The 14746-nt window shown below is 44.9% G+C and carries 14 protein-coding genes; 8 read left to right on the forward strand and 6 right to left on the reverse strand.

Annotated elements, in window-relative coordinates:
- The first annotated feature begins 13 nt into the window (after window positions 1-13).
- Both mtgA and R7Z47_RS01180 read left to right on the forward strand, forming a co-directional pair.
- On the forward strand, window positions 14-691 hold the full coding sequence (gene mtgA, locus R7Z47_RS01175) for a monofunctional biosynthetic peptidoglycan transglycosylase (protein WP_213886429.1): 678 nt from the start codon (window positions 14-16) through the stop codon (window positions 689-691).
- A gap of 180 nt (window positions 692-871) precedes the next feature.
- Window positions 872-2932, forward strand: coding sequence for an alpha-amylase (locus R7Z47_RS01180; RefSeq protein ID WP_213886430.1), 2061 nt, complete (start codon window positions 872-874; stop codon window positions 2930-2932).
- A gap of 69 nt (window positions 2933-3001) precedes the next feature.
- On the opposite strand, the gene R7Z47_RS01185 is transcribed toward R7Z47_RS01180, so the two are convergent.
- Window positions 3002-3718, reverse strand: coding sequence for a DsbA family protein (locus R7Z47_RS01185; protein WP_005384623.1), 717 nt, complete (start codon window positions 3716-3718; stop codon window positions 3002-3004).
- Between the two features lie 96 nt (window positions 3719-3814).
- Complete coding sequence (locus tag R7Z47_RS01190; RefSeq protein ID WP_049872671.1) at window positions 3815-4102, reverse strand: hypothetical protein; 288 nt, start codon at window positions 4100-4102, stop codon at window positions 3815-3817.
- Window positions 4103-4550: 448 nt separating this feature from the next.
- On the opposite strand from R7Z47_RS01190, the gene R7Z47_RS01195 reads away from it, so the two are divergent.
- The 4 genes from R7Z47_RS01195 to R7Z47_RS01210 all read left to right on the forward strand — a co-directional run bounded on the left by R7Z47_RS01195 (window position 4551) and on the right by R7Z47_RS01210 (window position 7475).
- The gene (locus tag R7Z47_RS01195) at window positions 4551-5288 is read left to right on the forward strand and encodes a nucleoside recognition domain-containing protein (protein ID WP_005374846.1); all 738 of its coding nucleotides are present in this window, start codon (window positions 4551-4553) and stop codon (window positions 5286-5288) included.
- Window positions 5288-5755, forward strand: coding sequence for a YjiG family protein (locus R7Z47_RS01200; RefSeq protein WP_005374849.1), 468 nt, complete (start codon window positions 5288-5290; stop codon window positions 5753-5755). Before R7Z47_RS01195 ends, R7Z47_RS01200 begins: the two co-directional genes overlap by 1 nt.
- Window positions 5756-5764: 9 nt before the next feature.
- Complete coding sequence (locus R7Z47_RS01205; RefSeq protein ID WP_213886432.1) at window positions 5765-6889, forward strand: M20 family metallopeptidase; 1125 nt, start codon at window positions 5765-5767, stop codon at window positions 6887-6889.
- 211 nt (window positions 6890-7100) lie between these two features.
- Window positions 7101-7475 carry a YkvA family protein gene (locus tag R7Z47_RS01210; protein WP_213912045.1) on the forward strand — a complete coding sequence of 125 codons (375 nt, stop codon included), beginning with the start codon at window positions 7101-7103 and terminating at the stop codon, window positions 7473-7475.
- Window positions 7476-7579: 104 nt separating this feature from the next.
- On the opposite strand, the gene R7Z47_RS01215 is transcribed toward R7Z47_RS01210, so the two are convergent.
- The 3 genes from R7Z47_RS01215 to R7Z47_RS01225 all read right to left on the reverse strand — a co-directional run bounded on the left by R7Z47_RS01215 (window position 7580) and on the right by R7Z47_RS01225 (window position 11710).
- Window positions 7580-8884 (reverse strand): dicarboxylate/amino acid:cation symporter, encoded by a 1305-nt coding sequence (locus tag R7Z47_RS01215; RefSeq protein ID WP_017820133.1) that lies wholly within the window; start codon window positions 8882-8884, stop codon window positions 7580-7582.
- 389 nt (window positions 8885-9273) lie between these two features.
- Window positions 9274-10539: a DUF1835 domain-containing protein gene (locus tag R7Z47_RS01220; protein WP_213886434.1), complete on the reverse strand. Its 1266-nt coding sequence runs from the start codon at window positions 10537-10539 to the stop codon at window positions 9274-9276.
- A gap of 280 nt (window positions 10540-10819) precedes the next feature.
- The gene (locus R7Z47_RS01225; RefSeq protein WP_140132167.1) at window positions 10820-11710 is read right to left on the reverse strand and encodes a LysR family transcriptional regulator; all 891 of its coding nucleotides are present in this window, start codon (window positions 11708-11710) and stop codon (window positions 10820-10822) included.
- Between the two features lie 109 nt (window positions 11711-11819).
- Between R7Z47_RS01225 and R7Z47_RS01230 the strand changes: the two genes are divergently transcribed.
- A complete protein-coding gene (locus tag R7Z47_RS01230) occupies window positions 11820-12128 on the forward strand; it encodes a monooxygenase (protein ID WP_005374871.1) in 309 nt (102 codons plus the stop codon).
- Window positions 12129-12135: 7 nt separating this feature from the next.
- Window positions 12136-12507 (forward strand): hypothetical protein, encoded by a 372-nt coding sequence (locus R7Z47_RS01235; RefSeq protein ID WP_017634450.1) that lies wholly within the window; start codon window positions 12136-12138, stop codon window positions 12505-12507.
- 65 nt (window positions 12508-12572) lie between these two features.
- Here R7Z47_RS01235 and R7Z47_RS01240 read toward each other — a convergent pair whose 3' ends face one another.
- Window positions 12573-14741, reverse strand: a complete 2169-nt coding sequence (locus tag R7Z47_RS01240) for a polysaccharide biosynthesis tyrosine autokinase (RefSeq protein ID WP_005384609.1) — start codon at window positions 14739-14741, stop codon at window positions 12573-12575.
- Window positions 14742-14746 lie beyond the last annotated feature (5 nt).

Here is a 14746-nt window from a genome sequence, read left to right on the forward strand (position 1 = left end):
TGGGGAACCACACATGTTGAAAAGGCTTAAGTCATTTCTGTTTAAAATGGTGTTGATATTACTGATCGCCCCAGTTCTTTTGGTTGGTGTGGTGAAATATGTCGATCCACCAATATGGGGATGGAAGTTAAGCCGCATTGTTGCGCCACCAAAGAACTATCCAGACAGCAGCCAACACGAATGGGTATCCTTGTCGCGTATCTCAAAAAATATGCAGTTAGCGGTGATTGCGACCGAAGACCAAAAATTCCCTCATCATTATGGTGTCGATTTCGAGTCGCTATTCGACGTGATTTCCGAGGCTGGTGATAATGGTCCGTCGAGAGGCGCGAGCACTATTACCCAACAAGCCGCGAAAAATGTGTTTTTGTTTCCTTCTCACTCCTACGTTCGCAAGGCTTATGAGCTTTACTTTGCCTTGCTGATGGAGCTGATGTGGAGTAAAGAGCGCATTCTCGAAGTGTATCTAAATGTGGTTGAATTTGGTCCCGGTATTTACGGCGCTGAAGCGGCGGCGCAGAATTATTTTGGTGTCAGTGCAAAGCAACTCTCGAAGTGGCAAGCAGCGCGTTTAGCCGTTGTGTTGCCAAACCCATATCGAATCAAAGTCTACCCACAAAGTGAGTACACTGCTCGCCGCACAAGATGGGCGATGAATCAAATGAGCAATCTTGGCAGCGTGCAACTTTAACTCCCTCAATCTATTGCACTTAAATAGAACTACGCCCCTATATCAATAAAATGTGAAGCGTCACAAGCTTTAGGGCGTAGCCTTTCAGAATGATGTGCTCAGTTTTTCATCCATTTACTATTAGTGTGAATAAAAATACAACACGAATATTGCGCCTATGCGCAACCAATGGACTGAACGATGAAACTGAATCTGATTACGACTACCTTATTGCTTGCATCGGCAAGTGCCATCGCCGAGCCAAACATCACCATTTCGACCACGACCAACAGCCGTGGCTTCCCGCTAAGTGCAGAGCAGCCTTTGGTTGTGCCTCTAACCAAAGACGGATACACGCTTAAAATCACGGGCGTTGAAGGCGACTGCGTTGCACCCGATGGTCAGAAAGTGAAGTTCAATAAACCTATCGCGCTAAATTGTGGCAAGCCGACCGAACTGCCACTCAAAGTTCGCTTTACTGGCGACTATTCCTTCGCTTATGACGACGCGGCTAAGACGTTGCTGTTTAAGCGAGAGCCGAAAAAAGCAGCAAAAACCGAATTTAAACGCCCGATCCCGCAAGTGCAATGTGAAGTCTACCAAGGCGGTGAAGTGACGATCGCTCTGGGGGATAGCTTTCCTGAAGGCACCAAGCTACGCGATGCTTATTCAGGTCAAATGGTTGAAGTGAAAGAGCAGAAAGTATCACTGACGCCAAGTAAAGACTCTGGCGGCCTAGTGCTGCTAGAGCCTGTGCAGAAAACCAAAGAAGCGGTGCCATTTGATTACCGAAATGCAAACATTTACTTCGTGATGGTTGACCGTTTCAACAACGCAGACGCAAGTAACGACAACAGTTATGGTCGCAAAAAAGACGGCAAAGATGAAGTTGGCACGTTCCACGGCGGTGACCTTAAAGGCGTAATTGAGAAATTGGATTACATCAAGAGCCTAGGTACAGACGCGATTTGGTTGTCGCCAATCGTTGAACAAGTGCACGGCTTTGTCGGTGGTGGCGATAGTGGCTCATTCCCGTTTTATGCTTACCACGGCTACTGGACGCGCGATTTCACCAAGATTGATGAGAACTTCGGTAACGAAGAAGATTTAAAAACGCTGGTGGAAGAGGCGCACAAGCGTGGCCTCAAAGTCTTGATGGATGCGGTTATCAACCATTCTGGTTACTCAACATTGGCAGATCTACAGTTCGACGGTATCGATGTGTTAAAGCCTAATGCCGAACTGCCCAAGAAATGGGGCGACTGGCAACCAAAAGCAGGCGAAAATTGGCATAGCTACCACCAGAATATTGATTATCAGAGTCCGAACTGGGCGAAGTGGTGGGGCGGCGATTGGGTAAGAACCGGTTTGCCGGGTTACCCAGCTCCTGGCAGTAGCGACATTACGATGACTCTTGCTGGCTTGCCAGATTTCATCACTGAATCCAATAAAACCGTCACGCCGCCGCAATGGTTGTTGAATAACCCTGGTACTCGCGTTGAGGCGCGTGACAATTACACCGTATCGGACTACCTAATTGAGTGGCAAACTGATTGGGTGAAACGCTTTGGCATTGATGGTTATCGCGTCGACACGGTTAAGCACGTCGAAGGTGAAGTTTGGCAGCGTCTAAAAGAGGAAGCATCGAACAGCCTAGAACAGTGGCGTAAAGAAAATGGCAAATCAGGCCAGCCGTTCTGGATGATGGGCGAAGTCTGGGGACACACCGCGTATCGCAGCCCTTATTTCGATGATGGTTTTGACGCGTTGATCAACTTCGATATGCAGAAGAAGCTAGACAAAGGCGCGGCTTGCTTTAGCCAAATGGCAGACACTTACCAAAGCTATGCGGACACTATCGCGAACGAGAAAGACTTCAACCCAGTCAGTTACATGTCTTCTCACGATACGGAGTTGTTCTTCTCACGTTTTAAAGATTACGGCATGCAGCGTAACGCCGCGAATGCACTGCTTCTGAGTCCTGGTGCTGTTCAGGTTTATTATGGTGATGAAGTTGGTCGTAACATTGGTCCTTACGCGGACGATTTCCACCAAGGCACTCGTTCTGACATGGTATGGAAGCTATCTGATGAGAAGCAAGCGCTGCTCAAACACTGGCAAACTCTTGGTCAGTTCCGTAAAGCGCACCCAGCGATTGGTGCGGGTCAGCATCAAGTAATTGAACAAGAAGGCGCGTACGTGTTCTCTCGCTCGCTTGGCAATGACAAAGTCGTTGTGGCGTTTGTGGGTCGCGACAAGTAGTTAGAACTTCGTTTTAAGCCTAGATAGAAAAAGCCCTTCCTTGAGTTATCAGGGAAGGGCTTTGTTGTATTAGTTCGCCAGTTCTTGGTCGATGACTTTTTCTAGCTCGTCAAACGGCACATAGCCAGGAATGACTTGATCATTAATGATCAACGCGGGCGTGCCGCGTAAACCAAGTTGCGTGAAATACTGATAGTTTTTATCAAGCAACGCCTTGGTCTCTTTGTCGTCGACAAGCTGTGCTTCTGTCCCCGTTTTTTTCGCGATTTGATTTAAGGAACGTGCGTCATGTGCGCCCGGTTTTTTCACCAATAACTCATGCACTTGTTCGTACTTATCTCGCTGGTTTTGCCAAACATTTAATGCGTAACTTGCCGAGTTGTAGCCGTTTTTCTCGTATTGTTCTTTAAAAGAGACATTGAGGTTAAGCACTTTTACCTGCGGATATTCCTTACCAACTTTGACCAGCTCTCCTTCTAAACGTTTACAAAAAGGGCAGCTGTAGTCTGTTACGTTAATAATGGTTAACTCAGGGTTTTCAGCACCAAAAGAGGAATGTTTGCCATCACTTAGATATTGACGAACCTCCTTCAAGGTGTCGCCAAATGACTGTTGATACGCAATGTACTCTTGAAGGTTTTGGTGCAATGAATCAAGAATTTGAGGGTTATCTTTTAGTATCTGATTAACTTCCTCTAGCTTTTGTTCTGCGGTCTTTTCTGATGCGAAAGATACGGCAGATACGATAGCCATCGTTAACGCCAAAAGTGTACGAGTGAATGTCATAATATTTCCTAAAACTTTTAAATTTCGTTGTTTGTTATGTGAAGTGAATAAAATATGTACAAAAGTCAGGCAGAAAGGTCTCTCGCCTTGCTGGCTTTATTCTCTAAACACGCAAAGTTTTAGGTGAACCCGATACTTTTCCGGTATCGGTTCTGTGTATTCCAGATAACGAATTGCTGTGGTTGTCATCGGCAGCGCCACAATCAAAGCAAACAGAAAAAATGGAATAAGAATATGATCAAACTGATGTTGGTACGCTTGAACCAGCTTTTCTGAAAGGTCGCAAGATGGTGATAAATTCACACTCTCATCTTGCTGACTCTGTATTTGGTGAGCCTTCGGGCAGCTTTTCGAGAAACCAGAATTTTGGCTTAAGCATATCATCACCACCCAAAGCACGAGGGCGAGTGTCCATTTGGCTATTTTATATTGTGAGCGTAACAATGGGTCGTATAGTCCTGTTAATTCTGGTTTATACCGTTTACATATGACCGGGCCATCCTAACCTAAATTTCGTGGCTGAATGTTACTTTCGAGTTAATCGATATTGCCTCAATGCCAAAGTATGAAGTACGTCATGAATGTTGTAGAAAGCAATATTCGTCAGAATCATTTGTTGAGTTGATGAAGAAGTCGTGAGCTATCGACATAGATTAATATACCTAATTGTTAGCACAAATTTTTATTATCTTTCAATTGTGATTGGAATCATAAAACAAAACTTCATAACTGAGTCGCGATAATGTTCGGCAGGCGGATTGATTTTGATCATCTCTCTAGCACATTATTCAGGTGAACATATGTGTTAAGTTCCACATGTGTAGGTAATGTTATGAAAATTCCTGTTCAAACTGAGCGTAAAGTTACACTGGGGTGCTACGTTGCTCTGGCGTTTGCGGTTGTGTTCTTTTCTGGCCTGATGCAATCTAGCGAATGGTACGGTGTATTCGATTTTACAACGCTCAATGGCTCTTTCGGCAAGGTGGCGTATGGTGTCACCGAAACGGCTGACGGTGTGCAAGTTGCAACAACGTCGCTTCGCGGTACTGGTGGTAGCGGTGCTCGCGACGGTTTCATTTTCGCACTTACTTTGATTCCAACTGTTATGTTCGCCTTAGGTATGATCAACGTACTTGAGCACTACGGTGCACTTGAAGCAGCTCGTAAGCTTCTTACTCCTCTTCTACGTCCTCTAATGGGCATCCCTGGTAACTCTGGTCTGGCTTTAATTGCTTCTCTACAAAGTACCGATGCAGGTGCGGCAATGACGCGTCAGCTAAAAGATGAAGGTCACCTAACTAAGCGTGAAACGGACGTATTTACCATGTTCCAGTTCACTGCAGGTGCAACCATCGTGAACTTCTTCTCATCGGGTGCTGTGCTGTTCACACTGACGATGGCTGACGGCTCTCTAGCAGTAACGTCTTCTATTGGTTTAGCAGTTGTGGTGATGTTCGCATTTAAGATCATCGGCGCGAACCTGTTCCGTATCTACCTGAACATGACGGAAGGTAAAGAAGACAAGCAAGACCAAAACAAATCAGAGAACTTAAAAGAGGAGACGGCATAATGGGTGACGTTAAAGCGAAAAAACCAATGGTGACGGATATCTTCGTCGAAGGTGCTAAGAAAGGTTGGGTGATTGCGACTACCTCTACGGTGCCTAACGTATTGATGGCGTTCGTAATCATCAAAGCGCTGCAAATCACTGGCGCGTTGGATCTGATGGGCACTGTGTTTTCTCCAATCATGGCGGTGTTTGGTCTTCCGGGTGAAGCTGCAGCGGTATTGATCGGTGCTTGGATGTCGATGGGTGGCGCAGTGGGTGTGGTTATCACGCTGTTTGACCAAGGTATCCTTAACGGCACGCACATTGCGATTCTAGCGCCTGCCATCTACCTTATGGGCTCTCAAGTTCAGTACATGGGTCGTATCATGGGCCCAATTGGTACTGAAGGTCGTTACATCCCAGTTATGATTGCAATCTCAGTATTGAACGCGTTTGGCGCAATGCTGGTGATGAATCTGTTTGTCTAGGAGTGAGTCATGCAATTCTCTCTAAATGAATATCTAGAAGAGCTACGTCCGCTAATCAATGTGGATTGTGGCACTTACACGACTGATGGTATCGAGTTCATCGCTTCTCAATTTGAAGATAAGTACCAAGCGATGTCAGGTTGGAGCGTAAAACGCATCGACTGTGGCAGAGCGGGTGTTGGTCTTGAAGTTCGAAACAAGCCGGAAGCTGAGCAAATCGACGTGATGCTAATTGGTCATATGGATACGGTGTTCCCTGTCGGCACCGCTGGATTACGTCCTATGTCTCAAGACGCTGACAAAGCGTACGGTCCGGGTGTCTCGGATATGAAATCTGGCTTGCTGAATATTGTGTACGCGATGCGTAACCTCGACCAAGCGGTGTTGGATAAACTGTCGATTTGTATCTGCATGAACCCAGACGAAGAAACTGGATCGTTAGATTCGGTCGACTGGATTCAATCTGTTGCAAAAAACGCGAAAAACGTATTGGTGGCAGAAGCAGCACGCGCAGACGGAGGTTTAGTCAAAGCGCGCAAAGGCATGGCGCGTTACAAAATCACGTTTAATGGCATTGCAGCCCACGCTGGCAACGAGCCAGAAAATGGCCGCAGTGCAATTACCGAGATGGCGAACTGGATTCTCGCAATCAATGCCATGACGAACTTCGAATCTGGCACCACATTAAACGTGGGTATTGTGTCTGGCGGTAACGGCGCAAACATCGTCCCTGAGCACGCTGAAGCGATCGTGGATGTGCGTTTCTGGAGTAATGAAGAATACGATGATGTCGATAGCAAGCTAAACGGCATGCTGGAAACACCGTTCGTTGATGGCGTTAGCATCGAGTTGGTTCGTGAAGCTTACAAACCCTCTATGGTGCCAAGCACGCAAACTGAAAGCTTGATGGCATTAGTTGAAGAAGCAGCAAGTGAACTGTCTATTGACATCAACTGGAAAGAAGTGGGTGGCGGCTCTGATGCAAACAATACGGCAATTCTTGGCGTTCCAACTTTGGATGGTCTAGGACCTATCGGTGCAGGTTTCCACAGTGACCAAGAGTACTTGTTGCTTGAGTCTATCGAACCACGTATCAAAATGCTGATGCGTGTATTGGAGAAGATTGCTCAATAGGGCATTCTGCTTTTAAAGCTTGGTTCCCAAAGCTTTTGGCTTCAACCTTTTGGTTTGCAAGACTTTTTGTTTCCAAGGCAATAATCCCCGGACTTCGGTTTGGGGATTTTTCTATCTGTGTTTCACTTTACTATCATTTCTTGTTATTAATCTTGCGTTCAGGTTCGATTTATTAATATGTTGGACATAGTCATAAATTTCGGAGGCAACGATGACCACAACAATGTCTGTAAAATCGGCGCCGAAAGACGCCAAAGATCAAACGATGCAAGCGCCAGATGAGAAAACATTCTGGCGAAAAATGAAAGGGTCGGTTAAGAAAGCGGGTGAAGAAATTGCCGTAATGGGCATAAAATCATGGCTCGCGATGACAGATTCTAACACCTCTGTTCGCCATAAGGCGATTTTAGGTGGAGCATTGGCTTACTTCGTATTACCAACCGATATGGTGCCAGACTTACTAGCTGGCGTCGGTTTTACCGATGATATGGCAGCACTGACGCTAGCGGCGAACTCGGTCGGCAATGCCATCACCGACGAGCATGAAGAACGAGCGAGAGAAAAGCTGAGTTCGATGGTGGATTAGAAAGAGCATTTCTAGACGCGGAGAAAACAAAAGCCCCGATATTTCCATCGGGGCTTTCTTTTAGACAGGACTATATAATTTCAGGATGGTAATCGTAGAACGATTTAGGCGTCAGCGCGTTTAAGATGCACTTCTTCTTCGGCTACGCCTGCCATTGGGTCGTTGAAGCGAGCTTCATCCAATGCACCCTCTGATTTTGCAACGATGACGGTTACAGCACTGTCACCAGTGATATTTACCGCGGTACGAATCATATCAAGAAGACGGTCAACACCCATGATGAGCGCGATACCTTCAAGCGGCAGACCAACTTGGTTCAATACCATAGCAAGCATTACAAGACCCACACCAGGAACACCTGCGGTGCCGATAGACGCCAGAGTTGCCGTCATGATAACCATTAGGTAATCGCCCATAGTTAAATCAATATTGAAAGCTTGAGCAATAAACGCAGTTGCTACGCCTTGCATGATCGCCGTACCGTCCATGTTCACGGTTGCACCAAGTGGTACTGTGAACGATGATACACGGTTCTCAACACCCATGCGGTGCTTTGCTGTTTCCATTGTAACTGGAATCGTCGCGTTCGATGATGCTGTAGAAAAAGCAAACATGATCGCGTCTTCCATCTTACGTAGGAACGTAATTGGGTTTAGACCTGTGAAACCTTTTAACATTAAGCTGTAAGTAACTAGACCGTGTAGGACAAGCGTACCAGCCAGTACTAAGAAGTACTCTGCCAGATTGACGATCGCGCCCAGACCAAGACCAGTAAATAGCTTCGCCATTAAGAAGAACACCCCATAAGGCGCCAAGTTCATCAAAATCGCGACCAGTTTCATGATCACTTCATTCAGATCAGAGAAGAATGCTGCGATGCGTTCGCCTGGTTTACCCGCTGCACTGATCGCGATACCGAATAGCACGGCGAACACGATAACTTGCAGAGTTTTACCTTCTGCCATTGCGCTGATTGGGTTGGTCGGGAACATATCGATGATCACTTGACCTAAAGATGGCGCTTCGGCTGATTTGAATGAACTTGCTGCCGTTAGATCTGCCCCTGCTCCTGGCTGGAATAGAGTACCCATAGTTAGAGCAAGCGTAATCGCGATAGCCGTTGTCGTAACGTAGAAAGCGAGGGTTTTACCGCCCATGCGACCCAGTGTAGAGAGGTCTTTGAGAGAGCTAGTACCACAAACTAACGAAACAAATACTAGCGGTACAACAAGCATTTTTAAGCTGGCAACGAAGATCTGTCCACCAACTTCGAATAATCCATTAACAATGTATGCGTCGACAAATCCGTTGTCGGCAAAAAGTGTGCGAATTGCAAATCCTGTCAAGATACCCGCAACCATACCTAAAATTACGCGGCTGGTAAGCGACATCGGTTTCTTGGTATTCATGAGAACACTCCTTATAGTTATGCACCTTGAGTTCACTTCAAAGCGGCGAGCAGATTAGCAGCGGAGTGAGAAAATACGAAAGAATAATCCTCTAAATGGTTAATAGATGTGAACTTTATCACTAATAAAAATGGGATTTTAACCAAATATTAACGAATTGCCTGGATAAAAAGTTTGTATTTTAACACTTTTATCGAATATACAACCGATAACAAAGAGGATTTACAATAAATTCTAATAAGAGATAGAGTGCATACTCTCTTTGAGTGGATGCATTTCTGCATAACTATTTAAGTTATATTCAGGCTAGCGGTCGCTTCTTTAGCGATACTCTAGTATTGAGTGTTCATCAGAGCCAACGAACCCTTTATGCTTTCATATTTGTCAACTCAATGATGGTTGGCAAGTGTAGTTAGTTGGAGGTGATCCCAGCTCCAATAACTTTGACGGGTATTCTTAATCCCTCCAACCCAATAGCATTGTTTCGCTCGTATTAAGCCTTCCAAACACTGCTTGCCAGCCTCAGTGATACGGACGCTTTGTTCCCACCAGTGCCTTTCACGTGATTCAATCGTGATCAACGGTGTTTGACACTGTGCTAGAGGGAGGAGTAACGCGTAAAACATCACGTCTCCTAGGTAAGGAAGAGGTTCTAGTTGTTGATATTGCTCAAACCAATCTTTGATGGGAATTGAACGATTTTGTGAGCTCAAGACCTTTAGTGCGAGGTGTTGTGTCAAGCTCAATCCAGTTTGTGAATTAGGTAACTCTTGCAAATGGCGTTTAAGCACGTTGAATATATTGGGCAAGCAATCCAGGTTATGCTGCTGAATCAAATTAACTATGGAAATAGGTGTCGGTGATGTAATAGCGTGCCAACACCGTTTAGCCTGACTGAATAATTTTGCTGTCACAGGTTTACGGTATCGCCAACAAGAACGAATAGCTTCTTCAGGCAACTGCCCAAAGCCGATGAATCGTTCAGTGCCCGGGAACTGGTTCAACTCAATGATCTCTATCACTTTATTCTCTACATTCTCTAACTGTGTTAGAGCACGAATTAGCATCAATTGATCATAACTGTCATGTTCGACCCAAAAGACGATTCGTTCAAATACATCACTTTGCAACAGATCGAGGTTTGATTGTTCCAATGTGACTATATCTTGAACCGAGTCTTCACGCTTCATCACAGGCAGCAGAGTCTCTACGACATATTGGGCACGAATGGCAAAGAAGTTCTGCGGTGTTGCTGGTATGGGGCCAATACAAAGCGGATCGATCAGGGCTAAAAATGTCCCTTCAAATCCACTGGTTTTAAGCTGTTGTTGTATATCGTGACCGCAACGAACGTGTAGCGTTTTTACTTTCGCATCTAGGGGCGGTTTTTGTTGTTTGATGGCTAGTTTGTGCGCTTCTAGCTCTTCGACATGAGCTTTTAGTTTACTCCAACTGGAAAAGCCCAGTTCTCTTGCGAGTGCATGTTGAACGTCAGCCAATTGAATTGTATTGGGAGCCAAAGATTCTGGTTTGGAGTGAAATCGCTTAACTAACTCCAACATGGCGTCATCGTATAGGCGGATAGCTTTGAGCCTTTTTTTAGCAATGGATTTTTGCTGATTGATATTGATCGAGAAGCTATTTGTAGAGTTCATATTTCACCTTTCTTATTTCTTCCACACTCGCCTATATAGAAGCAAAAAAGAAGGTAAAAACAGATTGTGCCTGCTAAACCAAGCAGGTGAGGATATTGCCATGAACCGAGTTCTTTCCGCGAGTGTTGGGTGCTTTAGGCATGAGCAGAGTGATAGTAGGTGGTCGCTATCCTTCGTGCAACCTTTTGTGAGAGTGTAGCGTCACAAAATGGCCGTTTCTCTATATTTAGGGAGAATCAATAGGCGATAACACTAGCGATTCAACTCAATACCACTGTCGCTAGGCTCGAGTTTCTACACTTTTGAGTAAAGTACGATAAAGCGCTTGAGTCGCAGGACCACTTTTGGCTCCTTTGGGCAAAGTGAGGTGCAGCGCAACTTGATATTGATGGGAGTGTTCGATCTCCAATACTTTAATTTTATCGCTCTTGCGGGCTGCGACTAAGTGCGCTGGTAGCCGACAAAATCCAGCGCCTTGCTCTACGGCGTGAAAAGCGTGGTCGAAGTTATCGACGGTAATACGCTGACGTGCGCGTAACCAACCCACATCTCTTTTCGTTTTGTCTGAATTGCCTAAGTCACGGATGACAATTTGGCTGGTGGTTGCAAAATCGTCGATGGAAACATGCGGCTTTTTAGCGAGTGGATGGTGTGCTGCGATTACAGGCAGCATGGTTGTTACGCCAAATGCTTCGGCAGGGTAGTTGGTTATCGGTAAGTTGATGATTGCGATGTCAGCGAGCTCATTTACGACCATTTCGGTTGTTTTGCTCAGTGACGTTTCAACCACTTGAACGGAGGTCGTGTTGTTGTCCTCCAAAAATTGACTGAGTGGTGCATAAAGCCAACAAGGGTCACAAAGATGATCTATTGCGACCGTGATTTGAGATTCCACCCCACTTTTTAACTGCTCGCTGATGACTTCCAGTTCCCGCGCTTGTTCAAGCATGGATTGTGCACGACGCAGTATGGTTTTACCGTGCTCAGTCAAACCTGCTTTGCGCCCTCGTACTTCGATAAGTTGAATACCAAGTTGGTCTTCTAACTTCCTCACCGAGTAGATCAATGTGGTATGGCTCTTGTTGAGCAGTAAAGCTGCGGATTGAATGCTGCCTTCTTGATTAATCGCTTGTAGCGTTTGCCATTGTTCTAAGGTCGTTTTTAGTCTCATGAGTCAATTTTTTAGACAGTTAATGGCGAAATTATGAACTTTTCTGTCAGTTTTATAAAGGTAATAATCTTGTCATCGAAAACGAGTCAATAAGAAGAGGAGACTCAAGATGGCGAAATTATTGCAAGTTGATTTTGAATTTCATGGTCCGTTTGGTGACGAGATGTCGAATGCTCTGGTCGACTTAGCTAAGTCGATTAACCAAGAGCCGGGCATGATTTGGAAAATCTGGACTGAAAGCGAAAAAGACAAACTCGGTGGTGGTATCTATCTTTTTGAAGATGAAGCCACGGCGCAAGCTTATCTCGAAATGCATGCCGCACGCTTACGAAAAATGGGCGTAGTCGAAGTACGAGGTCAAATTTTCGATATCAATGTGCCGTTAACGACGCTCAATCAAGGGCCTATTAGAGGATAAGGAGATGATGACCAACCGCACTTTTCTAACCGTTCATGGTGTCGTATATACGGTATTCGCTTTTGCGTTGTTTTTTGTACCAACCATAATGTGGCCGATGTATGGAGTACAAATTAACGACCAGTACGCGCTGTTTTTATCGCAGCATACTTCGATCTTTTTAGGTGGAATCGCAGCGGTGAGTTTGATGTTACGTAATGTGGAATCAGGGCATACTGCGAAACAGCTGTTTAAAGCATTATTGATTACTAATGGCTTAGGGGCAGTGATTACTACCTATGCCGGCATTATCGGAGTATTTGTCGGTTTTGGTTGGAGTGACCCAATATTCTTTGTCTTGCTTAGTTTGATTACGTACAAGCAATTAAGAGTGCAATAGAAAAAGCCCTGCTGTTTCTAGCAGGGCTTTGTCATATTTGGTTTAATTAGCGATCTAAATTCAACTTATGATTCGCTTTTGTACGCGTAGTTATAGTAGCCGTATCCATAGCCGTATGAGTTAGATGCCTTTTTCTCAACTGCATTGAGAATCACACCTTTAACTTCAACGCCTGATTGCTCGAAGCGACCTTGCGCGACTTCAATCTCCTTCAAAGTCGTTTGATCAAAACGAGCGACCATCAGAGTTGTTCCTGCAAGCGCGCCAACAATGCTTGGGTCGGTAACTGCGAGTACAGGCGGTGTATCGATGATGACTAGATCGTATTGTGCAGACATCTCGTCAACAAAGCTCTTGAAGCGAGGGTGCATAAGAAGTTCTGACGGATTTGGTGGTACTTGGCCGCGAGTCACAACATCTAAATTATCAATGGATGTAGATTTAATGATGTTGCTAAGGGATGTCTTACCGCTCAAGTAATCAGAAAGACCGTTGTCCCAACGTAGACCGAAGCATTGCTGCAAATAACCTTTACGCATATCCGCATCAATAAGCAGCACTTTCTGACCGGTTTTCGCAGCGACGGCCGCAAAGTTGGTCGATACAAATGTTTTGCCGATAGATGGTGCAGGACCTGAAATCATAAGAACGTTATTCTTCGCTTCCATCATTGCAAAGTGCAAGCTAGTGCGAAGACTACGTAGAGCCTCAATGGAAAGATCGGCTGGGTTAGCTTCCGCTAGAAGGACTAGCTCATTGTTGCTGCCTTTGTTGCGCTTAAGCTTGTTTGCAAATTCCAGTTGTTGAATAGATTTTGGAACGCTTGCGTAAACTGGCATGCCAATCTGTTCAATTTGATCTGGTGTTTCCACACCACGGTGGAATGCTGCACGAATTAATACGAAAGCAACGCCTGCCATACCGCCAAGCAGTGTTGCTAGCACAACGATAAGCGCTTTTTTCGGCTTAATTGGCTTAGAGAAAGATTGAGCGTTATCTAAGATTCGAACGTTGCCAACTGTTCCGGCTTTAATAATGTTGAGCTCTTGAACCTTGTTCAATAGTTGGATGTAGATTTGTTGGTTTACTTCTACATCGCGTGTCATACGTAGAACTTCACGCTGTGTTTTCGGTAACTTTTGAACTTGTTTATTAAGACGTTCTTTCTCTTTTAATAGTGTTTCACGTTTATCAAGTAGCGACTTATAAGCTGGGTGATCCTGTGTGAAGCGTTGGCTGATCTCACTTTCTTTGAATGTAAGCTCATTTAGCTGTGCTTCTAACTCAACCATTACTTTCAGCGTTGACTGAGCTTCAAGGCCTAAGTCGATAGATTCATTTTCTTGACGGAACCGATTTAAAACGTCTTCAGAAGCGGTCAGTTTTGTTTTGATGTCTGGGAGGTGACCTTTCAAGAACTCGAGGCTTTGCTCTGCCTCTGCAGAATTTCTTTGAACGTTTTGTAAGAAGTAGTTTTGGCTAATGTCGTTCAAGATATCTTGAATCTTAGCGCGGTCTTCACCAGAGAAGCTTAAAGATATAATCCCGGTTTGCTTACCACGTTCGCTAATCGATAAGTTTTCTTGAAGTTTATTAATTGCATCTAATTTACTGATTTTGCTGACCGTGAATGAGTCACCAGTTTGAGCCACAAGTTCAGTCGCCAAAAACTGGTATCCATTCTTCTCAAGCAGTTCACCAACTTTACCTTCTAGAATGACGTTATTGTCATCTTCTAAGAGCCTGAACGTCTGTTTTTCAGAATCAATAACTTCAAGAGTTAAAGGAACGCCAACTGCGTAAGAAGGAGCATTAAATCGTGAAACGCTCAGACTGATTTGCTCACCTTGTAGTCGACCTAGGCCTTTACCAATAATTGGCATGTAGTTTGGAGAAACGACAGTCGTTAAGTTGAACTTATCAACAGTACCGCCCAAGATCATACGAGATTTGATGATCTCTATTTCTGTTGTCGCTGATGATTCTGCTGAAAACAGCTCTCCCATATCACCAACCATCGCTGAAATACCACCTGAACTCTTACTTTCGATTTGGATAAGAGCGTCAGCTTTATAGATAGGTGTTGATAGAATGGCAACGCCGACGCCTATAATCGAAAATAGGACTACGGTACATAGAATGAGCCATTTGGCATCGAGAATGATCCCAAATAACTTTCCCAAATCGATCTCATCGTCGGCTTGACGTGATTGCTTAATAGTTTGTGTTGTCATTACTT

Origin of the sequence: Vibrio sp. 1641 (assembly GCF_033339995.1) — a bacterium.
In the GTDB taxonomy this organism is placed as follows: domain Bacteria; phylum Pseudomonadota; class Gammaproteobacteria; order Enterobacterales; family Vibrionaceae; genus Vibrio; species Vibrio alginolyticus.

Coding starts and splice junctions, on each gene's coding strand:
- mtgA (WP_213886429.1), top strand. CDS start 14: ATGTTGAAAAGGCTTAAGTCATTTCTGTTTAAAATGGTGTTGATATTA.
- R7Z47_RS01210 (WP_213912045.1), top strand. CDS start 7,101: ATGACCACAACAATGTCTGTAAAATCGGCGCCGAAAGACGCCAAAGAT.
- R7Z47_RS01185 (WP_005384623.1), bottom strand. CDS start 3,718: ATGACATTCACTCGTACACTTTTGGCGTTAACGATGGCTATCGTATCT.
- R7Z47_RS01240 (WP_005384609.1), bottom strand. CDS start 14,741: ATGACAACACAAACTATTAAGCAATCACGTCAAGCCGACGATGAGATC.
- R7Z47_RS01215 (WP_017820133.1), bottom strand. CDS start 8,884: ATGAATACCAAGAAACCGATGTCGCTTACCAGCCGCGTAATTTTAGGT.
- R7Z47_RS01230 (WP_005374871.1), top strand. CDS start 11,820: ATGGCGAAATTATTGCAAGTTGATTTTGAATTTCATGGTCCGTTTGGT.
- R7Z47_RS01235 (WP_017634450.1), top strand. CDS start 12,136: ATGACCAACCGCACTTTTCTAACCGTTCATGGTGTCGTATATACGGTA.
- R7Z47_RS01200 (WP_005374849.1), top strand. CDS start 5,288: ATGGGTGACGTTAAAGCGAAAAAACCAATGGTGACGGATATCTTCGTC.
- R7Z47_RS01205 (WP_213886432.1), top strand. CDS start 5,765: ATGCAATTCTCTCTAAATGAATATCTAGAAGAGCTACGTCCGCTAATC.
- R7Z47_RS01180 (WP_213886430.1), top strand. CDS start 872: ATGAAACTGAATCTGATTACGACTACCTTATTGCTTGCATCGGCAAGT.
- R7Z47_RS01190 (WP_049872671.1), bottom strand. CDS start 4,102: ATGATATGCTTAAGCCAAAATTCTGGTTTCTCGAAAAGCTGCCCGAAG.
- R7Z47_RS01220 (WP_213886434.1), bottom strand. CDS start 10,539: ATGAACTCTACAAATAGCTTCTCGATCAATATCAATCAGCAAAAATCC.
- R7Z47_RS01195 (WP_005374846.1), top strand. CDS start 4,551: ATGAAAATTCCTGTTCAAACTGAGCGTAAAGTTACACTGGGGTGCTAC.
- R7Z47_RS01225 (WP_140132167.1), bottom strand. CDS start 11,710: ATGAGACTAAAAACGACCTTAGAACAATGGCAAACGCTACAAGCGATT.